This window comes from Pseudomonas sp. NFX1 (genome assembly GCF_051123555.1).
GTDB classification, from domain to species: domain Bacteria; phylum Pseudomonadota; class Gammaproteobacteria; order Pseudomonadales; family Pseudomonadaceae; genus Aquipseudomonas; species Aquipseudomonas capeferrum.
Window position 1 is genome coordinate 4856791 of the sequence record NZ_CP169366.1, and the last position, 21695, is coordinate 4878485.

Below are 21695 nucleotides of genomic sequence, written 5' to 3' on the forward strand. Positions count from 1 at the left end.
ATCAGGCCTCCTGCTTCTTGAGCATGATCAGGCTCAGGCCGGTGAATACGGCAAAGAAACTCAGCAGGATCAGGCACTGCGGCCACAGCTCGCGCAGGCCCAGCGCTTTGGTGAAGGTGCCGACCGCGATGTCGAGGAAATACCCGGCCGGGAACAGCTGGCCCATCACCGCCGCAGCGCCGTCGAGCGACGAGCGCGGCACGATCAGCCCGGAAAACTGAATGGTCGGCAAGCTGGTGATGATCATGGTGCCCAGAATGGCCGCGATCTGGGTGCGGGTGAACGCCGAAATCAGCAAGCCCAGGCTGGTGGTGGCCAATAGGTAGGCCACGCCGCCACAGGCCAGGGCCAGTACGCTGCCCTTTAGCGGCACGGCGAACAGCCAGCGGTTCATCGCCACCAGCAACGCCAGGTTGACCAGGCTCACGGCCAGGTAGGGCAGCTGTTTGCCGAGCAGGAACTCCAGGCGGGTGAGGGGCGTGGCGTAGAAGTTGGTAATGGAGCCGAGCTCTTTCTCGCGGACAATGCCCAGGGCGGTGAGCATGGCTGGTATGAAGGCCAGGATCAGCGCCATCACCCCGGGGCCGATGGCATTCACGCTGACCACGTCCTGGTTGTAGCGAAAGCGTGTTTCCAGGCGAACCGGCTCCTGGCGCTGCACCGGTTGTGGGCTGTAGGCGGCAAGCTGTTCGAGGTTCGCCTGGTGCACGGCTTCTACGTAGTTACGGCTGGTTTCCGCACGAAATGGCATGCCGCCGTCCAGCCAGGCTGCCACGACCGGCTGGCGCCCGGCGTGCAGGTCGCGGCCAAAGCCCGGTGGGATCTCCAGCGCCAGTTTGATTTCGGAGCGCTGCAAGCGCTGATGCATCTCGCGGGTATCCCGGATCGGCGCCTGTTCGGCGAAATAGCGCGACCCGCGAAAGGCCTCGAGGTAGGCGCGGCTCTGCGGGCTCTGATCCTGGTCGTGGACGGCGAAGGCGAGGTTCTCCACATCCAGCGAGATGCCATAGCCGAAGATCACCATCATGAACACGGCGCCGAGCAGGGCAAAGGCCAGGCGCACCCTGTCACGCAGCAGCTCCTTGCCCTCCCGGCTGGCCACCGCCAACAGGCGGCGCAGGCTGAAGCCTTGGCGCAACGGCGGCGTGGTCGCTGCCGCCTGCTCCAGTACCGCGCTGTCCGGGGCCTGGGGACCAGCCTCCTGGGCCAGTTCCAGGCAGCGGACGAAGGCGTCTTCCAGGGTGTTGCCGGCGTATTGGCGCTGCAGGGCGTCGGGCGTGTCGCAGGCCAGCACCCGGCCGGCGTGCATCAGCGAAATGCGGTCGCAGCGCTGGGCTTCGTTCATGAAGTGGGTGGAGAGGAAAATGGTCACGCCCTGCTCGCGGGACAATTCCACCAGCAGCCGCCAGAAGTCGTCCCGGGCGGCAGGGTCGACGCCAGAAGTCGGCTCGTCGAGGATCAGCACTTCAGGGCGATGCAGCACCGCGACCGCCAGCGACAGGCGCTGGCGCAGGCCAAGGGGCAGGGCGCCTGACGGCTGGTCGGCGAAGCTGCCCAAGTCGAAGCGTTCGATCAGTTCGCTGATGCGCTGCGCGCTTTCGGCCTTGGGCAGGTCGAACAGGCGGGCATGCAGCGTCAGGTTCTGACGGGTGCTGAGTTCGCCATACAGCGAGAAGCTCTGTGACATGAACCCCACCCGCTTGCGCGTGGCCAGGTCGCTGGCATCCACCGGGCGGCCGAGCAGGGTGGCGCTGCCCTCGGTGGCGGGCATCAGGCCGGTGAGCACTTTCATGGTGGTGGTCTTGCCGCAGCCGTTGGAACCCAGGAAGCCGAAAATTTCCCCACGACCAATGGCGAAGCTGACCTTGTTCACTGCGGTGAAAGCGCCAAAGCGCAGGGTCAGGTCGTGTGCCTCGATGGCAACCGGGCCGTCATTGGTCGGGCGTGGCGGAATGCTCAATGGTGCGTGCTGCGTGCTGCCTGCGCCCTGATAATGGGTAAAGGCGTCGTCCAGCTTGCCGCTGGGCGTGACCGCGGCCAGTGCCTGGCTGGGGCCTGCGGCAATCAGCTGGCCGCCATCGAGCATCAAGCAGTGCTCGAACTGCTCGGCCTCTTCCATGTAGGCGGTGGCCACCAGCAGCGTCAATTGCGGGCGTTGCGCACGTACCTGCTCGACCAGCTCCCAGAAGCGACGGCGCGACAGGGGGTCGACCCCGGTGGTGGGTTCGTCGAGGATCAGCAGGTCAGGCTCGTGGATCAACGCGCAGCACAGGCCCAGCTTCTGCTTCATGCCACCCGACAGCTTGCCGGCCGGGCGCTCGGCGAAACGTTGCAGGTCGGTGGCTTGCAGCAGGTTGGCCATGCGCTGGTCGCATTCATCACGGCCAAGGCCAAACAGGGTGGCGAAAAAGCGAATGTTCTCGCTGATCGACAGTTCGGGATACAGGTTGTTGCCCAGCCCTTGCGGCATGAACGCCACTTTTGGGTACAGCGCCGCGCGATGGCGGCGCTGACGGATCGAGCCGCCGAGCACCTGCAGCTCACCCTGTTGCAGGCGCTTCACGCCAGCGATCAGCCCGAGCAGGGTCGATTTGCCGGCCCCGTCGGGGCCAATCAGTGCACAGCGCGTGCCCGCAGGCAGGCTGAAGCCCAGCGTATGCAAGGCGACCAGGCCGCCGTAGCGGTGGCTGATACCCTCGGCCAGGAGTGCCGGCGCGTTCATTGCAGGTTGGCCGGCCAGTCCACATCAGCCGTGCGCACGTAGCCAGCACCGGGCATGCCCGGCTTGGCTTGAGGCACGGCGCTTGGGTCGATCAGGCGCAGTTTGACGCGAAACACCAGCTTCTGCCGTTCGTCACGGGTTTCGACCTGTTTCGGGGTGAACTGTGCCTTGGCCGCAACAAAGGCCACCTTCGCCGGCAAGGCCTGCTCTGGCAAGGCGTCAAGGACGATGCGTGCCTGATCGCCAACGGTCAGCCGACCGCTGGTGGAGGCCGGCAGATAGAGGTTCATGTACTGGTCGCTCGGGTCGATCAGCATCAGTACCCGACCACCAGCACCCAACACCTCACCCGGTTCGGCCAGGCGCAGCTGGATGATGCCGTCGATGGGCGCGCGCAGGCTGCTGTCGTCGATCTCGCTGGTGAGCTGCGCCACCTGGGCTTGCGCAGCGCCGATGGCGGCCTTGACTGCCGCCAGCTGGGCACGTGCCGCGACGACTGCTGCGTTGGCCGTGTCGAAGCGGGCCTGTTGCTGGTCGAGCAACTGCTGGCTGGCGTACTTGCGCTGGAAGATTTCGCGCACGCGCTTGAGCTCCTGGCCGGCCAGCAGCAGCTCACTTTGGCGCAGTTGCACACTGGCCTGGGCTGCCGCGTAGTTTTCCCGCGCGCGCAGCACTTCGGCCTCGGCCTGGTTGCGTTGGGCCTCCATGGTGCGGGTGTCGATACGGGCCAGCAGCTGGCCGCGGACAACCTTGTCGCCTTCGTCGACCCGCACTTCGGCCAAGCGCCCGGGGACCTTGCTGGCAATCTGCACTTCGGTCGCCTCGAGGCGGCCGTTGCCCATGCTCAAGCCTTCCGGCAATTGGTCGTGCAGCGACTTCCAGTAACCCAGCCCTGCAGCGGTCGCCAGTAAGGCGATCAACGCGGTGGCGAAGACCCTGGGGGCATATCGATTCATCAGTCAGCATCCTGCTCAATGCACGCCCCTATCGTGGCGTGTGGCTATCCATGGCGTGTTGATATCGGTCAAACCCCATGACCATAGCGCACCTTCAGCTCAGCGCGACAATCGCCGCCCATTGCTCGGGGGTCACCGGCATCACCGACAGGCGGCTGCCTTTCTGTACCAGCGGCAGTTCGGCAAGGGCAGCCTGTTGCTTGAGCCAGCCCAGCTCCAGCACCTTGGGCAGGGTCTGCACGTGCGCCACATCTACGGCGCTCCACGGGTTTTTCTCGGCCGTGGCCTTGGGGTCGTGATAGGGGCTCTCTGGGTCCAGTGCGGTTGGGTCCGGGTAGGCTGCCCGCGTGATCCGGGCGATGCCGGCAATGCCCGGCTGCGGGCAGCTGGAGTGGTAGAAGAAGAACGTGTCGCCCACGCTCATGGCCCGCAGGAAGTTGCGCGCCTGGTAATTGCGCACGCCGTCCCAGCGTGTTTCGCCCAGGCGGCCAAGGCCTTCGATCGAGAGCTCGTCGGGCTCGGATTTCATCAGCCAATAGGCCATGGATGCTGCTCCTGAAAAGGTTTGAAATAACCTGTTGCACGAAACCGACAGCCGGTTGGCGTCAATGTTTGCGTGTAGACGCAGGTTGTCGGAAAATGCGCCCCCGTTTAAAGCGAGATGCGCTGGCGATACCCAGAAAATCGCCAAGCCGGAACAGTTTGCCTGGGGGGCAATCTTCGATGAATCAACGCAAAAAGCCGGATCTGCTGTGGATCCTGGTGTTCATTTTTGGCCTGGGTGTGGTCACTACCGGTTATGCGCAGGGGTTCTGGGAGCGCAAGCTGGATACCGCCTATCAGATGCCGGTCGACGCCAGCCAGCCGCCACGTTGATGCCCTTCGCTGGCGCCGCTCAGCTCGGCGCCAGGTACCAGTCGCAGTCCGATACCGTCCCCTGCAAGGGTACATCCCAGCTGGCCTGCGCCAGCCGCTCGACCTTCTGGCATTCATGCGCCAGCCCCAGCAGCAAGGGCTTTTTCCAGGTCTTGCGGCGCGCCTGATAGGCCAGGCTGCGGTCATAGAACCCCCCGCCCATGCCCAGGCGCCCACCCACTTCATCGAAGCCCACCAGCGGCAGCAGGATCAGGTCCAGGGACCAGATTGGGCGTTGGCGTTTGCGGTCGGTCAGTGGCTCTGGAATACGGAAGCGGTTGCGCTTGAGTTTTTCACCCTGCTCGAAACGCTGAAACACCATGCGCGTGCGCGGCCAGGCGTGCAGTACCGGCAGGTAGGTGCGCTTGCCGCGTCGCTGGGCTTCGCGCAGTAGCAGGTAAGGGTCGATTTCGCCGTCGTTGGGCAAGTACAAGGCAATGTGCCGGGCGCGGCGGAACAGCGGGTCTTGCGCCAACTGGCGGTACAGGCCGAGGGCGGCCTGGCGCTGCTGGGCAGGCGTCAGTGCGCGGCGGGCATTGCGCAGCAGGCGACGGAGCTGGGGGCGGGTAGGCGGCGCGGTGTCGGTCATGGCACGGGCGTTCCCAGTTGTCGCTACTGGTGTGGAGTCTGCCCGCAGCAAATGCAGGCAAGAGAAATAAGGCTCCCCGATAGGACCGCTATCGGTGTAGCCCTTGAACCCGAAAGTTCAAGGTGGAGATTGCAGGGGGCGTTAAGGCTTTCCGTCGAGCGGACATGCACACCGGCCCCAGCGTGCAACCCCCGTGGTTGTGCGTATCGGCTCAGGGACATAACCGACTGGCGCATCCCCCAGGGAGTGGCGCCAGTATACCAATCTCAGCCGATTTTGGTATCCGTGTCGTCGGACAAAGCCTTATCGACCCGATCCAGCAGCTCGCGCACCTGTTCGCGGTTGGTGCCAGCGGCGGGTGCATCGGTACGCTCTTCCTGGCGGTGCAGCATCTCGTGGGTAATGTTCAACGCTGCCATCACCGCGATGCGGTCGGCACCAATCACCTTGCCGCTGCTGCGGATCTCGCGCATCTTGCCGTCCAGGTAGCGCGCCGCGCTGACCAGGTTGTTGCGCTCTTCCGGCGGGCAGATGATCGAGTATTCCTTGTCGAGGATCTGCACGGTGACGCTATTGCTTGAACTCATGAGTCTTGCTCCAGAGCCTTGAGGCGTAAAATCATCGACTCGACCTTGCGCCTTGCGATCTCGTTCTTTTCGATGAGGTGGGCGCGCTCTTCGCGCCAGGATTTTTCCTGAGCTACTAGGAGTGCATTTTGCCGTTTTAGTTGCTCGACACGTTCGATCAGCAACTCGAATCGGCTCATCAGCGCTTGCAGGTCGTTCTCTTGCGTGGGTTGCACTCGAATCGCTCCGTCGTTGAGTCACCTGGCGATGATGCCTCTCCCTGGCCCGCGACGGCCAGTGCCGATGGTCTTGGCGCGCCTGCCGGTGCTAGGATACAAGGTCTCCATTCTAGTCATTGCGCCGTCTGGCGCCTAGTTGCCCATGCCCAATACCCAATCGCCCTACATCGCCTTCGCCATGCTGCTTTCCAGCAATGGCCACCCTGTCACTCCTGCCGAGCTGCACGGCTTGCTGGTCGGGCGCAGTTGCGCCGGTGCCGGCTTCGATGCCGAGGCCTGGCTGGCCGACGCCGCCCAACTGCTGGAAAACGAACCCGGTGACACTGTCCGCAATGCCCTGATCGGCCTGCAGGAGATGGTCAAGGGTGAGCTGACCAGCGACGACATGGCCATCGTCCTGCTGCTGCCCACCGATGACGCCGCGCTGGCCGACCGCGCTGCGGCGCTGGGCCAGTGGTGCCAGGGCTTCATCACCGGCTTCGGCCTGAACGCAGGTGGCAAGGAGCTTTCCACCGAGGCCAAGGACGTGCTGCAGGACCTGGTTGCCATCTCCCAGGTGCAGGAAGCCCTCGAAGAGTCCGAAGACGGCGAGAGCGACTACATGGAAGTCATGGAATACCTGCGCGTAGCGCCGCTGCTGCTGTTCTCCGAGCTGGCCAAGCCGGCCGCACCCGCGTCCAAGCCATCGTTGCACTGATCAACCGGGGGTAGTCTGCCCATGAGCCACATTCCCAAGGCCGAGTATGCCCGTCGGCGCAAGGCGCTGATGGCGCAGATGGTCCCCAACAGCATCGCCATCCTGCCCGCCGCCGCAGTTGCCATTCGCAACCGCGACGTCGAGCACGTGTACCGCCAGGACAGCGACTTCCAGTACCTCAGCGGCTTCCCGGAGCCTGAGGCTGTCATCGCGCTTATCCCTGGCCGGGAACATGGCGAATACGTGCTGTTCTGCCGCGAGCGCAACCCCGAGCGCGAGCAATGGGAAGGGCTGCGCGCCGGCCAGGAAGGTGCGGTGCGTGATTTCGGCGCCGACGATGCCTTCCCGATCACCGACATCGACGAGATCCTGCCGGGCCTTATCGAAGGCCGGGAGCGGGTCTACAGCGCCATGGGCAGCAACCCCGAGTTCGACCGCCGGCTGATGGACTGGATCAACGTGATCCGCTCCAAGGCGCGCCTTGGTGCTCAGCCGCCGAACGAGTTCGTTGCGCTGGATCATCTGCTGCATGACATGCGCCTGTATAAATCGGCGGCGGAAGTGAAAGTGATGCGCGCTGCCGCAGAAATTTCCGCTCGCGCCCACGTGCGTGCCATGCAGGCATGCCGGGCCGGGCTGCACGAGTACAGCCTGGAAGCCGAGCTGGATTACGAGTTCCGCAAGGGCGGGGCGAAAATGCCGGCCTACGGCTCGATCGTCGCCGCCGGGCGCAATGGCTGCATCCTGCACTATCAGCAGAACGACGCCCCGCTCAAGGATGGCGACCTGGTGTTGATCGATGCGGGCTGCGAGATCGACTGCTATGCCAGCGATATCACCCGCACGTTCCCGGTCAGCGGGCGTTTCTCGCCCGAGCAGAAGGCCATCTACGAGCTGGTGCTCAAGGCCCAGGCTGCGGCCTTCGCCGAAATCGCCCCCGGCAAGCACTGGAACCACGCCCACGAGGCGACCGTGCAGGTCATCACCGAGGGCCTGGTGGCACTGGGGCTGCTCAAGGGCGATGTGCAGGGGCTGATCGAAAGCGAAGCCTACCGCGCCTTCTACATGCACCGCGCCGGGCACTGGCTGGGCATGGATGTGCACGATGTGGGCGAGTACAAGGTGGGCGGTCAGTGGCGCGTGCTGGAGCCCGGCATGGCGCTGACCGTCGAGCCGGGCATCTACATTGCCGCCGACAACCAGGCGGTGGCGAAGAAGTGGCGCGGCATCGGCATAAGGATCGAGGACGACGTGGTAGTGACCAGGCAAGGCTGTGAAATTCTGACCTCCGGCGTGCCGCGCACGGTCGCCGAGATCGAGGCGCTGATGCAGGCTGCGCGCAAGGACGCGGCATGAGTCGAGTAAACCTGGCGATCATCGGCGGCGGCCTGGTCGGCGCGAGCCTGGCCTTGGCCCTGCAAGCCGGGGCCAAGGCGCGCGGCTGGAAGATCCTGCTGATCGAGCCGTTCGCGCCTGGCGACAGCTTCCAGCCCAGCTACGATGCGCGCTCCTCGGCGCTGTCGTTTGGCACACAACAGATCTACCAGCACTTGGGGCTGTGGCAGGCCATCGGCCAACGCGCCGAACCGATCCGGCAGATTCAGGTATCCGACCGCGGCCGGTTCGGCGCCACGCGCCTGGATGCCGTCGAGGAGGGCGTGCCAGCGCTCGGCTACGTGGTCGAGAACGCCTGGCTTGGCCAGTGCCTGTGGCAGGGGCTGGACAGCGACGTGGTGAGCTGGCGTTGCCCCGCCGAGGTGCGGGCAATGCACGCCATCGAAGGCGGTTACCGCCTGCAGCTGGATGACGACACCAGCCTGGACTGCGACCTGGCGGTGCTGGCCGATGGCGGCCGCTCCGGCCTGCGTGAGCAACTGGGCATTCATGTGCGCCGCACGCCCTATGAGCAAAGCGCCTTGATCGCCAACATCACGCCTGGCGAGGCCCATCGCGGCCAGGCGTTCGAGCGCTTCACCGAGGCAGGCCCGATGGCGCTGCTGCCGTTGCCGGAAAACCGCTGTGCGTTGGTCTGGACCCGTCAGGGCATGGACGCGCAGCGGCTGGCCGAAATCGATGAGCGCAACTTCCTGCGCGAGCTGCAGGACGCCTTCGGCTATCGCCTCGGCGCATTGCGCCAGGTGGGGGCAAGGCATCTGTACCCGCTGGCATTGGTCGAAGCCGACGAGCAGGTACGCCCGCACCTGGTGGTGCTGGGCAACGCCGCGCACAGCCTGCACCCCATTGCCGGCCAGGGCTTCAACCTGTCGCTGCGTGACGTTCAGGCACTGGCCGAAGCGCTGTTGGCGGGCCCGCAGCAACCCGGAGACCTGGCTACCTTGCGCGTCTATCACCAGCGTCAGCGCCTGGATCAGGCCCTGACCATCGGCTTTTCCGACCAGGTTACGCGCCTGTTCGGCAGCAACCAGCCGTTGTTGGCCGCAGGGCGCAACATCGGCCTGCTCGGCCTCGACCTGTTGCCCCCGGCGAAAAGCTGGTTTGCCCGCCAGGCCATGGGCCTGGGTACGCGCCCCGACCCGCGAGGCCAGGCATGAGCAATCCGCGCAGGCTGGCGCGCCGGGCCCGTATGTTGCGCTGGTTGTTGAACCTCTACCCACCGTACCTGGGCGCCGGTATCCGTGTGCAGCACATCAGCCCGGACATGCGCAGCGTCAAGGTATGCATGAAGCTCACGCGCTGGAACCGCAATTACGTCGGTACCCAGTTCGGCGGCAGCCTCTACTCGATGGTCGATCCGTTCTACATGTTGCTGCTGATCGAGCAACTGGGGCGTGAATACATCGTCTGGGACAAGGCGGCGAGCATCGATTTCATCTCGCCGGGCAAAGGCCCGGTGTACGCCGAGTTCCACCTCGATGACGCCCTGCTGGACGAGATCCGCCAGCAGACCGCCACCGGCAAGAAGTGCCTGCCGCGTTTGCAGGTGGATATCCGCGACGCTGCCGGCGAGCTGGTGGCGCGGGTCGACAAAACCCTATACGTGCGGCTCAAGCCGCAAGCGAGGCAGGCGTAAGGCATGGAAATGCGCGCAGATCTGTTGATTGTCGGTGCCGGAATGGTCGGCAGCGCCCTGGCCTTGGCGTTGCGCCACAGTGGCCTGGACATTCTCCTGCTCGACGGCAGCCCGCTGTCGGTCAAACCCTACGATAACGAGGCCGCGTTCGAGCCGCGTGTCAGTGCCCTGTCGGCGGCCAGCCAGCGCATTCTCGAGCGCCTTGGCGCCTGGGACGGTATCGCCCGGCGGCGGGCCACGCCGTACACCGACATGCACGTGTGGGATGGCAGCGGCACGGGCCAGATCCACTTCTCGGCGGCCAGCGTGCACGCTCAGGTACTCGGCCACATTGTCGAGAACCGGGTGGTGCAGGATGGCCTGCTGGAGCGTCTGCATGACAGCGACATCGGCTTGCTGCCCAATGCGCGGCTGGAGCAACTGCGCCGCTCCGGTGACGAATGGCTGCTGACCCTGGCCGATGGCCGCCAGCTGCGTGCGCCGTTGGTGGTGGCGGCTGATGGCGCCAACTCGGCGGTGCGCCGCCTGACCGGTTGCGAAACCCGTGAGTGGGACTACCTGCATCACGCCATCGTCACCAGCGTACGTTGCAGCGCGGGGCACCAGTCCACGGCCTGGCAGCGCTTCACCGACGACGGCCCGCTGGCGTTCCTGCCGCTGACGCGCGATGGCCAGCAGGACTGGTGCTCGATTGTCTGGTCGACCACCCCGGAGCATGCCGAGCAGTTGATGGCGCTGGATGAGCCGGCTTTCCTCAAGGCCTTGGAGCGGGCCTTCGAGGGGCGCCTGGGTGAAGTCCTGCAGGCAGACCCGCGCGTCTGCGTGCCGCTGCGCCAGCGCCACGCCAAGCGCTATGTGGACGAGGGGCTGGCCTTGATTGGCGATGCCGCGCACACCATTCACCCGTTGGCTGGCCAGGGCGTCAACCTGGGCTTGCTCGACGCCGCTGTGCTGGCCGAGGTGCTGGTCAATGCCTGCGAGCGGGGCGAACGGCTGGCGGATGTGAAGGTGCTGAGCCGCTATGAGCGGCGGCGTATGCCGCACAACCTGGGGCTGATGGCGGCGATGGAGGGTTTCGAGCGGCTGTTCCAGGCCGACCCACTGCCGTTGCGCTGGCTGCGTAACAGCGGCTTGAAGCTGGTGGAGCAGATGCCGGAGGCCAAGGCGTTGTTCGTGCGCCAGGCATTGGGGTTGAGCGGGGACCTGCCGGCGTTGGCCAGGCCTTGAGCCTACGGGGCCGCCTTGCGGCCCCTGCAACATCCGGTAACGGCTCCAAGGGTGAGTGACAAAATGGGATTCACTACCATTTGCGCCTCTCATACGATCCGAGGAGCGCTTTCCATGTTGCCACGCAAGCCCCTATTGGCCGCCCTGGCCCTGACCCTGTTCGGCGGCACTGCCCAGGCAGCGGAGGAAGTGGTGGTGTACTCCTCGCGCATCGACGAGCTGATCAAGCCGGTGTTCGATGCCTACACCGCCAAGACCGGAGTCAAGATCAAGTTCATCACCGACAAGGAAGCCCCGTTGATGCAACGCATCAAGGCCGAGGGCGAGAACGGTGTGGCCGACCTGCTGCTGACCGTCGATGCCGGCAACCTCTGGCAGGCCGAGCAGATGGGCATCCTGCAGCCGATCAAGTCCGACATCATCGACCAGAACATCCCGGCGCAGTACCGTGCCTCGTCCCATGACTGGACCGGCCTGAGCCTGCGCGCCCGGACCATCATCTATGCCACCGACCGGGTCAAACCCGAGCAGTTGAGCACCTACGAAGCCCTGGCCGACAAGCAGTGGGAAGGCCGCCTGTGCCTGCGCACCGCGAAGAAGGTCTACAACCAGTCGCTGACCGCCACACTGATCGAGAACCACGGCGAGGCGAAGACCGAAGAGATCGTCAAAGGCTGGGTCAACAACCTGTCCACCGACGTGTTCTCCGATGACAACGCCGTGATCCAGGCCATCGAGGCCGGCCAGTGTGACGTGGGCGTGGTCAACACTTACTACTACGGGCGCCTGCACAAGCAGAACCCCGCGTTGCCGGTGAAGATCTTCTGGCCCAACCAGGGCGACCGTGGCGTACACGTGAACCTGTCGGGCATCGGCCTGACCAAGCATGCTCCGCACCCAGAGGCTGCGAAAAAACTGGTCGAGTGGATGACCGGCGAAGACGCGCAGAAGCTGTTCGCCGACATCAACCAGGAGTTCCCGGCCAACCCGAAGGTCAAGCCGTCCGAGGAGGTTGCGGCCTGGGGCAGCTTCAAGGCTGACAGCATTCCGGTCGAGATCGCGGGCAAGCGCCAGGCAGAAGCGATTCGGTTGATGGACCGGGCTGGCTGGAACTAAGCGCCAGGCTTTATCCTTGCGGGGCCTGCAAGGGCCCTTTCGCGGGGCAAGCCTGCTCCCACAGGGTTTCCACTGCCTTCAAGGTTTGTGTGATCCCTGTGGGAGCGGGCTTGCCCCGCGAACGACCGCAAACGGTCGCAAATCAGCCACAGAGACCGTCAACTTGCCCCACACCCCCCAACGCCGCTGGTACCTCCCGGTCGCCCTGATCGCTGCCCTGGTGCTCCTGCCCCTGAGCGTCCTGCTGCTGTCGTGGCAGTCGATCGACCAGCAGATCTGGTCGCACCTGCTCGACACCCAGATGAGCCGCCTGCTCGGCAACACCCTGACCCTGGTGCTGGGCGTAGGCATCGGCGTCACTGTCCTGGGTGTCAGCCTGGCCTGGCTCACCAGCCTCTGCGAGTTCCCCGGCCGACGCTGGCTGGACTGGGCGCTGATGCTACCGTTCGCCATCCCCGCCTACGTGCTGGCATTCGTCTTCGTCGGCCTGCTGGACTTTGCCGGCCCCGTGCAAAGCGCCCTGCGTGAAGCCTTCGGGCCGATGCGCCTGCCCCGGGTACGCTCCACGGGTGGGGTGGTCATCGTGTTGGTGCTGGTGTTCTACCCCTATGTCTACCTGCTCGCACGCACGGCCTTCCTGGCGCAGGGCCGGGGCCTGATGGAAGCGGCCCGGGTACTGGGGCTGTCGCCGCTGCAGGCGTTCTGGCGGGTGGCGTTGCCCATGGCGCGCCCGGCCATCGGTGCCGGTATCGCCCTGGCGTTGATGGAAACCCTGGCCGATTTCGGTGCAGTGGCAGTGTTCAATTTCGATACCTTCACCACGGCCATCTACAAGACCTGGTACGGCTTCTTCAGCCTGTCCAGCGCCGCGCAGTTGGCCAGCCTGCTGCTGTTGGCGGTGATGCTGGTGCTCTACGGCGAGCGCCGTGCGCGCGGCGCCAGCCGTACCGGCAACGAGCGGCCGCGTGGGCAAGCGCTTTATCACCTGCGCGGGGTCAAGGCGCTGCTGGCCAGCGGCTGGTGCCTGCTGGTGTTCGCCTGCGCCTTCGTCATACCGCTGCTGCAGTTGCTGGTGTGGTTCTGGCAGCGCGGGCGGCATGACCTGGACGATCGCTATGTCGGCCTGGTGCTGCACACCTTGTACCTGGGCGGCATGGCGGCATTGATCACGGTGAGCGTGGCGCTGTTGCTGGCATTTGCCCGACGCCAGGCGCCGACGGCTGGCATCCGCGCCGGGGTCGGCCTGGCCAACCTTGGTTATGCCTTGCCAGGTTCAGTGCTGGCGGTGTCGATCATGCTGGCCTTCAGTTACCTCGATAACCAACTGGTAGTGCCGCTCTCCACATGGCTGGGCGGCGCTGGCAAACCCTTGCTGCTGGGTAGCCTCGCGGCCTTGCTGCTGGCCTACCTGGTGCGCTTCATCGCCGTGGCCTACGGGCCGCTGGAGGGCAGCCTGGAGCGTATCCGGCCGTCGTTGCCGGAGGCGTCGCGAAGCCTGGGCGTCGGCGGCGTGGGATTGTTCTTCAGGGTGTATCTGCCGTTGTTGGTGCCCGGTGCACTGAGTGCGGCCCTGCTGGTATTCGTCGATGTGCTGAAGGAAATGCCGGCTACCTTGCTGATGCGTCCGTTCGGCTGGGACACCTTGGCGGTACGGGTGTTCGAAATGACCAGCGAGGGGGAGTGGGCGCGCGCCTCGCTGCCTGCCTTGACCCTGGTACTGGTGGGGCTGCTGCCGGTCATCGGGCTGATCCGCCGTTCGGCTCGGCGCCCCGGTCACAGACACTAAGGGTGCCAGCCTGCGTCCATGCGGCTACAATGCGCGGCATTCGCGCGGCGGGTCCTACAAGAAGAGCTGACGACCCAACGTCATCGACCGCCGCCGCTTCGCCACGCCCGGAAGGAGAAACCCATGGGACAGCGCACGCTTCTGTATGACCTGCACCTGGCGCTCGGCGCCAAGACGGTCGATTTTGGCGGCTGGGACATGCCCCTGCACTATGGCTCGCAAGTCGAGGAGCACCATCAGGTGCGCAGTGACTGCGGGGTCTTCGATGTCTCTCACATGACCGTCATCGACGTCACGGGCAGTGATGCCTTTGCCTGGTTGCAGCGTTTGCTGGCCAACGACGTCGCACGCCTCGCGGGTATTGGCAAGGCGCTGTACAGCCCACTGCTGAACGCGCAGGGGGGGGTTATCGACGACCTTATCGCCTACCGTACCGAAGGCGGCTATCGCCTGGTGACCAACGCCGCCACCCGCGAAAAGGTGCTTGGCTGGCTGCATGCGCAGCGTGCAGGCTTCGAGGTGGATGTTCAGGTTCGCCCGGACCTCGCCATCCTCGCCATCCAAGGCCCCCACGCCCGTGAAAAGGTGGCGGCCTTGCTGAGCCCCTCGCGCGCCGCGCTGATCCGCGAGCTGCGCCCGTTCGAAGGTATCGCCGAAGGCGACTGGTTCATTGCCCGTACCGGTTATACCGGTGAGGACGGCCTGGAGATCATCCTCCCAGGTGACCAGGCCGTGGCCTTCTTCAACGACCTGGTGGGGGCCGGCATCGCCCCCAGTGGCCTGGGCGCCCGCGATACCCTGCGTCTGGAAGCCGGTATGAACCTTTATGGCCAGGACATCGACGAAGCCCACACCCCGCTGACCTCCAACCTGGGCTGGAGCATCGCCTGGGAGCCGGCTGCGCGCGAATTCATCGGCCGCACTGGCCTGTTGGCGGAAATCGAGCAGGGGGTGAAGGAAAAACTGGTTGGCCTGGTGCTGGAAGAACGCGGCGTTCTGCGTGCCCATCAGGTGGTTCGTGTTACCGGTATTGGCGAAGGTGAGATCACCAGTGGTAGTTTCTCTCCTACGCTGAGCAAATCCATTGCCCTGGCGCGTGTACCCATGGCTACCGGCGACCGCGCCGAGGTCGAGATTCGCGGCAAGTGGTACCCGGTGCGGGTGGTCAAACCGACCTTCGTGCGCCACGGCAAAATCCTGATTTGAACAATTATTAACCGGCGGGCCGACCGCTGAGCCAATCGAGGAATTCAAGACATGAGCAATATCCCCGCCGATCTGCGTTTTGCCGAAAGCCACGAGTGGGCGCGCCTGGAAAGCGACGGCACAGTGACCGTTGGCATCAGCGACCATGCACAGGAAGCCCTGGGTGACGTCGTGTTTGTCGAACTGGCGGAAGTCGGCAAGGTGTTTGCCCAAGGCGATGCCGCAGGCGTGGTCGAATCGGTCAAGGCGGCTTCCGACATCTACGCCCCGATCGCTGGCGAAGTGATCGCGGTCAACGACGCGCTGGCAGACAACCCGGAGCTGCTGAACGAAGAACCTTATGGGGCGTGGATCTTCAAATTGAAGCCAAGCGACGCAGCTGAATTGGAAAAGCTGCTGGATGCTGCGGCTTATCAGGCTGCGATCGGCGAGTAACTGATCTGGCCGGGGGGGCGCAATGCGCCGCCCGGCCATGGTGCAGCAAAAGCAAGTTTCTCCGCACAATCGGCAATCCTTCCTAGACTTATAAGTCTCCATGAGGCCTGGTCTAGGAAGAGAGCGTCGTCATGTCCCAGTCGCCGTCCCTGCATCAACTGCAAGAGCTCAACCCTTTCCTGCGTCGCCACCTGGGCCCCGATGCCTCGGAGCAGCAGGCCATGCTCAGCGCGCTGGGTGTTGCCAGCCGCAGCGAGCTGATCGAGCAGACGGTCCCGCCAGGGATCCGCCTCAATCGCTCACTCGACCTGCCGCCGGCCCTGGATGAACAGGCCGCACTGGCCAAGCTCGCCGGTTACGCCGAACAGAATCAGGTCTGGACCAGCCTCATCGGCATGGGCTACCACGGCACCGTCACGCCAACCGTCATCCTGCGCAACGTGCTGGAAAACCCAGGCTGGTACACCGCCTATACGCCTTATCAGCCAGAAATCGCCCAAGGCCGGCTGGAAGCCCTGCTCAACTTTCAGCAGATGGTCATCGACCTGACCGGCCTGGCCCTGGCCAACGCCTCGCTGCTCGACGAAGCCACCGCCGCCGCCGAGGCGATGGCCTTGGCCAAGCGCGTGGCACGTAATAAGAGCAACGCCTTCTTCGCCGACGAGCACTGCCATCCGCAAACCCTCTCGGTACTGAAAACCCGCGCCGAGGGGTTCGGCTTCGAGCTGATCATCGACACTGTGGATAACCTGGCCAAGCACTCGGTATTCGGCGCTTTGCTGCAATACCCGGACACCCATGGCGAGGTGCGCGACCTGCGTCCGTTGATCGACCAGTTGCACAGCCAGCAAGCCTTGGCCTGCGTTGCCGCCGACCTGCTCAGCCTGGTGGTGCTGGCGCCGCCCGGTGAACTGGGCGCCGATGTGGTGCTGGGCTCGACCCAGCGCTTTGGCGTACCGATGGGCTACGGCGGGCCACACGCGGCCTATTTCGCCTGCCGTGACGACTTCAAGCGGGCCATGCCGGGGCGCATCATCGGTGTGTCACGCGATGCCCGTGGCAATACCGCGCTGCGCATGGCCCTGCAGACCCGCGAGCAGCACATCCGCCGTGAGAAGGCCAACTCCAACATCTGCACGGCCCAGGTACTGCTGGCCAATATCGCCGGCTTCTATGCCGTCTACCATGGCCCAGAGGGCTTGCAGCGCATCGCCCAGCGCGTGCATCGGCTGACCTTTATCCTGGCGGCCGGCCTTGAAGCCAAGGGCATCAAGCGGCTCAACCAGCATTTTTTCGACACCCTGACGCTGGAGGTGGGCGGCGCGCAGGCGGCGATCATCGAAAGTGCCGAGCACGCGCAGATCAACCTGCGCATCCTCGGGCGTGGGCACCTGGGCGTGAGCCTGGACGAAACCTGCAGCGAACAGACCGTGTTGCGCCTGTTCGATGTGTTCCTGGGGGTCGACCACGGCCTGGACATCGCGACGCTCGACCAACTGGCGCTGCCCGAAGGCATACCAGCGGGGCTGGTGCGGCGCACGCCGTTCCTCGCGCACCCGGTCTTCAACCTGCACCACAGTGAAACCGAGATGCTGCGCTACCTCAAGCAGCTGGAAAACAAGGACCTGGCGCTGAACCAGTCGATGATCCCGCTGGGCTCCTGCACCATGAAGCTCAACGCCACCAGCGAGATGATCCCCATCACCTGGCCCGCCTTCGCCCAGCTTCACCCGTTCGCGCCTGCTGCCCAGGCGGTCGGCTACAAAGCGATGATCGACGAGTTGGAAAGCTGGTTGTGCGCCATCACAGGCTTTGACGCCATTTGCATGCAGCCCAACTCCGGCGCCCAGGGCGAATACGCCGGTCTCATGGCCATCACCCGCTACCACCGCAGCCGCCATCAGCCGCAGCGTACGCTGTGCCTGATTCCGTCCTCCGCCCACGGCACCAACCCGGCCTCCGCGCAAATGGCCGGCATGGAGGTGGTGATCGTCGATTGCGACGAAGACGGCAACGTCGACCTCCCGGACCTCAAGGCCAAGGCCCAGGCGGCAGGGGATCGGTTGTCCTGCCTGATGGTCACTTACCCCTCGACCCATGGGGTGTACGAAGAGGGTATCCGCGAGATCTGCGACGTGGTGCACCAGCACGGTGGCCAGGTGTACATGGACGGTGCCAACCTCAATGCCCAGGTCGGCCTGGCACGGCCCGCAGACATCGGCGCCGACGTCTCGCACATGAACCTGCACAAGACCTTCTGCATCCCCCATGGCGGCGGCGGCCCCGGCATGGGCCCGATCGGCATCCGCGCCCACCTCAAGCCCTTTGTCGCCAGCCACCCGGTGGTGCCGGTACCCGGCCTGGACCCGAACAACAGCGCGGTCAGTGCCGCGCCCTGGGGCAGTGCGAGCATTCTGCCGATCAGCTGGATGTACATCGCCATGATGGGCCCGCAACTGGCCGATGCCAGCGAGGTGGCGATCCTCTCGGCCAACTACCTGGCCAGCCAGCTTGCCGGGGCGTTCCCGGTGCTCTACCGCGGGCGTAACCAGCGTGTGGCCCACGAATGCATCCTCGACCTGCGCCCACTCAAGGCCCAGACCGGCATCAGTGAGGAGGACGTGGCCAAACGTTTGATGGACTACGGCTTCCATGCCCCGACCATGTCATTCCCGGTACCGGGCACGCTGATGGTCGAGCCGACCGAGAGTGAATCAAAAGCCGAGCTGGACCGTTTCGTCGAGGCGATGCTGGCGATACGCGCAGAAATCGCCCAGGTGCAGGAGGGCAACTGGCCGGCAGAAGACAACCCGCTCAAACATGCGCCGCACACCCTGGCCGATGTGTTGGCACCGTGGAACAGGCCGTACAGCCTGGAGCAGGGCATCGCCCCCAGTGCTCACGTACGCCAGCACAAGTATTGGCCAGCGGTGAACCGGGTCGACAATGTGTATGGAGACAGGAACTTGTTCTGCGCGTGTGTGCCGGTGGAGGCTTATCGCTGAGTTTCGGGGGGCTTGGCCCCCCGAATATTTATTCGGCTACTGCGTTCTTGGCCAGGATGGCATTGGCCAGTTCCATGTCGCTGGCTTGCATGCCTGGGTTTTCGGCGCGCACCTGGCGCAGCGCAGACTCCAGGAATGGCCCACGAATGGCGCCTTCGCTGGCCACGAAGCTGCCAGCGTCTTCCTGCGCGGCCAGTACCAGCTTGTGATCCTTGGAGGTCAGGTAGGTCGACGCGGTGGTCGCACCGGAAGAAATCACGTTACGCCAGAAGGTATCGGCCATGGCGGAGCCCATTGGCAGCGAAAGCAAGGCAGCGGTCGCGATGGCGGTTTTGAGACGCATGTTGAAACACCTCGAAGGGTGAGGGTTGAAGATGCGCGGTTTGATCGTGGCAGAGGAGGCAAGTTCCTTGAATAAAAGGGATTTTCGCTCAGGAGCAGGCCCGTAGCACTTCCTCTGCGCGGGTCAGCCCGCAGGCCACTTTTGCCTCACCGCAGCGGCGCAGATCCAGCAAGCCTTCTGTCAGTGCCTGGCGCCGCAAATGCGCAAGGTCGGTGTGCGGGCCTATCTGCGCGCGCAAGTTTTCGCTGGGTATCAACAGCTCGAACAGGCCCGTGCGACCGTGAAACCCGGTACCACGACAGGTCCGGCAGGGCTGGCCGCTGGCCGCCGAGGCACAACCCTGGCAATCGCCGCAAAGGGTACGAATCAGCCGTTGCGCCATGACCCCGATCAGCGTTGCCTTGATCAGGTAGTCGGCTACGCCCAGCTCCTGCAGGCGGGTGATTGCAGCGCAGGCATCATTGGTGTGCAGGGTCGACAGCACCAAGTGCCCGGTGAGGGCTGCCTGAACGGCCACCAGGGCGGTTTCACGGTCGCGGATCTCGCCGATCATGATGATGTCCGGGTCCTGGCGCAGCATCGCCCGCACGCCGTTGGCGAAGCACAGGCCCAGGGCCGGCTGCACTTGCAACTGGTTGAACGCCGGTTCCAGCCGTTCGATCGGGTCTTCGATGGTGCACAGGTTGATTTGCGGGGTGGCCAGCAGTTTGAGGCTGGCGTAGAGCGTGCTGGTCTTACCGGAGCCGGTGGGCCCCGTTACCAGGATGATGCCTTGGCGGTGGCGCAGCAGCGCCCGCCATTGCTCCAGCTGCTGCCCTTCGAGGCCCAGGCGGTCGAAGCCTTCATGCAGTTGTTGCGGGTCGAACAGGCGCAACACCAGTTTTTCGCCAAACGGCGTCGGCAGGGTCGACAGGCGCAGCTCCACCTCGCCGCCGCCCGGCAGGCGGCTTTGCAGGCGACCGTCTTGTGGCCGGCGTTTCTCCGCTACATCCATACGCCCCAGGTGTTTGAGGCGGCTGACCAGCGCCAGGGTCACGCCTGCGGGAAAGGCGTAGACGGTGTGCAGCAGGCCGTCTATGCGGTACCGCAGTTGCCCCTGTTCGCGGCGGGGCTCCAGGTGGATATCGCTGGCGCGTTGTTCGAGGGCGTACTGCAGCAGCCAGTCGACGATGTGCACGATATGCGCATCGTCGGCATTGGCCTCGGCCTGGCGTTTGCCCAGTTCCAGCAGGTGTTCGAGCTCCCCCAGGCTGGCCGGCTGCTGGTGTTGCGCACCCTGTACCGACTGGGCCAGGCGCAAGAACGATTGCCCCAGCTGACGGATCTGCAACGGGCTTGCCAGCACCCGACGGATCGGCCTGCCGAGGCTGCGGGCCAGGTCTGCCTGCCAGTCATCCTGATAAGGCTGGGCGCTGGCCACGGTGACGCCCGAGGCGTCGGCGGCCACGACGAGGATGCCATGGCGCTGGGCGAACGCCGGGGAGATCAGCCCGCTGACCTGGGACATGTCCAGTTGCATCGGGTCGATGCGCACAAAGGGCTGGCCGACCTTATCGGCCATCCACTGACAGAGGCGGTCGAGGTCCAGCGGCTGGCCGGGGTGCATGCGGTCTTCAAGACCAGGGGCGGCGATCAGCTCCAGTGGGTGGCAGGCCGGGCGTGCGGCGGCCTGCTCCAGCACCAGCAGGGTGTCGCTGGCGTCCAGGTGCTGCTCGGTCAGCAGAGCCTGGAGCAGGCGGTTGAGGTCGAGGGCTTGCTTGCCGGGGGTATGCATGTTGGCGTCCTTGCCAGGTGGGGAGTCCTGATGAAGGCTAGCCGGGTGCGGTGGGCTGTCTGCTGGCAAAGGGTTTCGGGATCTTGCGACATGAACAAAAGAAGCGGGCTCAGACCACCGCCAGCTCCACGCGCGCAAGGTTCGCCAGGCTCACCTCACCCACGCACACCAGGTTGCGCAATTTTTGCGCAATGACCTCGGCCCGGTGCCAGCTCAGCCCGCCAATGCCGATTTCGATATCGAGCCAGTCCTCCTGTTGGCTGACCTGCACGTGGTGCGGGGTCAGAAACTGCAAGGCAAACAGGTTGAGCACCCGGCACAGGCTGTCGGGCTCGGCTTCGGCTTGCAGGCGGTAGTGCACGGTGCTGTGGGCGTTGCTGGCGGCCCAGGCGTCGGTACGTGGCAGTGCGTTCATGCTGGTCTCCGCGAATGTGGGAGAAATTCTTGCACGTTGCGGCGGGAATTTTTTCGCTATGATTCCATCGATTTGCCGGTATGGCAGATCGTTCAATTCTGATTATCTGGTTTTAGGGGATTATTCATGCACAGCGAGCTGGACGCCTATGATCGGCGCATCCTCGAACTGCTTCAGGAGGACGCTTCGCTGTCCAGCGCACAGATCGCCGAGCGTGTCGGGCTGTCGCAATCGCCTTGCTGGCGGCGTATTCAGCGGCTGAAGGAGGAGGGGGTGATACGCGGGCAGGTGACCTTGCTCGACCGCAAGAAAATCGGCTTGAACACGCAGATCTTCGCCGAGGTGAAGCTGAACGCGCACGGGCGCTCGAATTTCACCGAGTTCACCGAGGCGATTCGGGGGTTCCCGGAGGTGCTGGAGTGTTATGTGCTGATGGGGTCGGTGGACTTCCTGCTGCGCATCGTTACCTCGGACATCGAGGCGTACGAGCGGTTCTTCTTTGAAAAACTGTCGAATGTGCCGGGGATTCAGGAGGTCAATTCGATTGTGGCGCTTTCGGAGATCAAGTCCACGACGAGCCTGCCACTGGGTCGCTGAGGTAGATTTTCGTGATTTTTGCAGGAGCGGCCTTGCCGGGGCGACGGACCGGTCGGAAAGGGTCGCTGCGCGACCC

21 protein-coding genes and 1 other RNA gene are annotated in these 21695 nt (G+C 64.7%); 12 read left to right on the forward strand and 10 right to left on the reverse strand.

The annotated features are described in order from the left end of the window. Position 1: 1 nt before the first annotated feature. The 3 genes from rbbA to DJ563_RS21895 all read right to left on the reverse strand — a co-directional run bounded on the left by rbbA (position 2) and on the right by DJ563_RS21895 (position 4222). Positions 2-2722: a ribosome-associated ATPase/putative transporter RbbA gene (gene rbbA, locus DJ563_RS21885; RefSeq protein WP_434518324.1), complete on the reverse strand. Its 2721-nt coding sequence runs from the start codon at positions 2720-2722 to the stop codon at positions 2-4. Next, a complete protein-coding gene (locus tag DJ563_RS21890) occupies positions 2719-3678 on the reverse strand; it encodes an HlyD family secretion protein (RefSeq protein ID WP_033702180.1) in 960 nt (319 codons plus the stop codon). Before DJ563_RS21890 ends, rbbA begins: the two co-directional genes overlap by 4 nt. A 94-nt stretch (positions 3679-3772) precedes the next feature. Then, complete coding sequence (locus tag DJ563_RS21895) at positions 3773-4222, reverse strand: EVE domain-containing protein (RefSeq protein ID WP_033702178.1); 450 nt, start codon at positions 4220-4222, stop codon at positions 3773-3775. Positions 4223-4401: 179 nt separating this feature from the next. Here DJ563_RS21895 and DJ563_RS21900 point away from each other — a divergent pair, with 179 nt between their 5' ends. Further along, on the forward strand, positions 4402-4554 hold the full coding sequence (locus DJ563_RS21900; protein ID WP_167334468.1) for a hypothetical protein: 153 nt from the start codon (positions 4402-4404) through the stop codon (positions 4552-4554). A 19-nt stretch (positions 4555-4573) separates the two neighbouring features. On the opposite strand, the gene DJ563_RS21905 is transcribed toward DJ563_RS21900, so the two are convergent. The 4 genes from DJ563_RS21905 to DJ563_RS21920 all read right to left on the reverse strand — a co-directional run bounded on the left by DJ563_RS21905 (position 4574) and on the right by DJ563_RS21920 (position 5948). Beyond that, positions 4574-5182: a 5-formyltetrahydrofolate cyclo-ligase gene (locus DJ563_RS21905; protein ID WP_033702176.1), complete on the reverse strand. Its 609-nt coding sequence runs from the start codon at positions 5180-5182 to the stop codon at positions 4574-4576. Positions 5183-5251: 69 nt separating this feature from the next. Continuing rightward, positions 5252-5431: non-coding RNA, 6S RNA (gene ssrS / locus DJ563_RS21910), on the reverse strand. Between the two features lie 17 nt (positions 5432-5448). Continuing rightward, positions 5449-5769 carry a cell division protein ZapA gene (locus tag DJ563_RS21915; protein ID WP_033702174.1) on the reverse strand — a complete coding sequence of 107 codons (321 nt, stop codon included), beginning with the start codon at positions 5767-5769 and terminating at the stop codon, positions 5449-5451. Further along, complete coding sequence (locus DJ563_RS21920; RefSeq protein ID WP_033693939.1) at positions 5766-5948, reverse strand: TIGR02449 family protein; 183 nt, start codon at positions 5946-5948, stop codon at positions 5766-5768. The genes DJ563_RS21915 and DJ563_RS21920 overlap by 4 nt, the downstream gene beginning before the upstream one ends. A 181-nt stretch (positions 5949-6129) precedes the next feature. Between DJ563_RS21920 and DJ563_RS21925 the strand changes: the two genes are divergently transcribed. From DJ563_RS21925 to gcvP, 10 genes are all read left to right on the forward strand, one after another. Then, on the forward strand, positions 6130-6684 hold the full coding sequence (locus tag DJ563_RS21925) for a YecA family protein (protein WP_274097823.1): 555 nt from the start codon (positions 6130-6132) through the stop codon (positions 6682-6684). A gap of 21 nt (positions 6685-6705) precedes the next feature. Further along, positions 6706-8040 carry a Xaa-Pro aminopeptidase gene (gene pepP / locus DJ563_RS21930; RefSeq protein WP_274097824.1) on the forward strand — a complete coding sequence of 445 codons (1335 nt, stop codon included), beginning with the start codon at positions 6706-6708 and terminating at the stop codon, positions 8038-8040. After that, positions 8037-9236: a 2-octaprenyl-6-methoxyphenyl hydroxylase gene (gene ubiH / locus DJ563_RS21935; protein WP_274097825.1), complete on the forward strand. Its 1200-nt coding sequence runs from the start codon at positions 8037-8039 to the stop codon at positions 9234-9236. The genes pepP and ubiH overlap by 4 nt, the downstream gene beginning before the upstream one ends. Continuing rightward, positions 9233-9715 (forward strand): DUF4442 domain-containing protein, encoded by a 483-nt coding sequence (locus DJ563_RS21940; RefSeq protein WP_033702166.1) that lies wholly within the window; start codon positions 9233-9235, stop codon positions 9713-9715. Before ubiH ends, DJ563_RS21940 begins: the two co-directional genes overlap by 4 nt. A gap of 9 nt (positions 9716-9724) precedes the next feature. Next, complete coding sequence (locus tag DJ563_RS21945) at positions 9725-10942, forward strand: 2-octaprenyl-3-methyl-6-methoxy-1,4-benzoquinol hydroxylase (protein WP_434519740.1); 1218 nt, start codon at positions 9725-9727, stop codon at positions 10940-10942. Positions 10943-11056: 114 nt separating this feature from the next. Continuing rightward, positions 11057-12058 carry an extracellular solute-binding protein gene (locus DJ563_RS21950; RefSeq protein WP_274097826.1) on the forward strand — a complete coding sequence of 334 codons (1002 nt, stop codon included), beginning with the start codon at positions 11057-11059 and terminating at the stop codon, positions 12056-12058. Between the two features lie 163 nt (positions 12059-12221). After that, the gene (locus tag DJ563_RS21955) at positions 12222-13844 is read left to right on the forward strand and encodes an ABC transporter permease (protein ID WP_434518325.1); all 1623 of its coding nucleotides are present in this window, start codon (positions 12222-12224) and stop codon (positions 13842-13844) included. Between the two features lie 123 nt (positions 13845-13967). Continuing rightward, positions 13968-15050, forward strand: a complete 1083-nt coding sequence (gene gcvT / locus DJ563_RS21960; protein WP_186657665.1) for a glycine cleavage system aminomethyltransferase GcvT — start codon at positions 13968-13970, stop codon at positions 15048-15050. 51 nt (positions 15051-15101) lie between these two features. Continuing rightward, a complete protein-coding gene (gcvH, locus tag DJ563_RS21965) occupies positions 15102-15485 on the forward strand; it encodes a glycine cleavage system protein GcvH (protein WP_156309953.1) in 384 nt (127 codons plus the stop codon). A 131-nt stretch (positions 15486-15616) separates the two neighbouring features. Next, a complete protein-coding gene (gcvP, locus tag DJ563_RS21970) occupies positions 15617-18490 on the forward strand; it encodes an aminomethyl-transferring glycine dehydrogenase (protein WP_274097828.1) in 2874 nt (957 codons plus the stop codon). A 28-nt stretch (positions 18491-18518) separates the two neighbouring features. Here the strand turns inward: gcvP and DJ563_RS21975 are convergent, their stop codons facing one another. The 3 genes from DJ563_RS21975 to DJ563_RS21985 all read right to left on the reverse strand — a co-directional run bounded on the left by DJ563_RS21975 (position 18519) and on the right by DJ563_RS21985 (position 21022). Then, the gene (locus DJ563_RS21975) at positions 18519-18833 is read right to left on the reverse strand and encodes a DUF2388 domain-containing protein (RefSeq protein WP_274097829.1); all 315 of its coding nucleotides are present in this window, start codon (positions 18831-18833) and stop codon (positions 18519-18521) included. 88 nt (positions 18834-18921) lie between these two features. Continuing rightward, positions 18922-20607 carry a GspE/PulE family protein gene (locus DJ563_RS21980; RefSeq protein WP_434518326.1) on the reverse strand — a complete coding sequence of 562 codons (1686 nt, stop codon included), beginning with the start codon at positions 20605-20607 and terminating at the stop codon, positions 18922-18924. 109 nt (positions 20608-20716) lie between these two features. After that, positions 20717-21022: a hypothetical protein gene (locus tag DJ563_RS21985; RefSeq protein WP_258714235.1), complete on the reverse strand. Its 306-nt coding sequence runs from the start codon at positions 21020-21022 to the stop codon at positions 20717-20719. Between the two features lie 126 nt (positions 21023-21148). Here DJ563_RS21985 and DJ563_RS21990 point away from each other — a divergent pair, with 126 nt between their 5' ends. After that, entirely contained in the window at positions 21149-21619 is a 471-nt protein-coding gene (locus DJ563_RS21990; RefSeq protein WP_033702147.1) for an Lrp/AsnC family transcriptional regulator, read from the forward strand. Positions 21620-21695 lie beyond the last annotated feature (76 nt).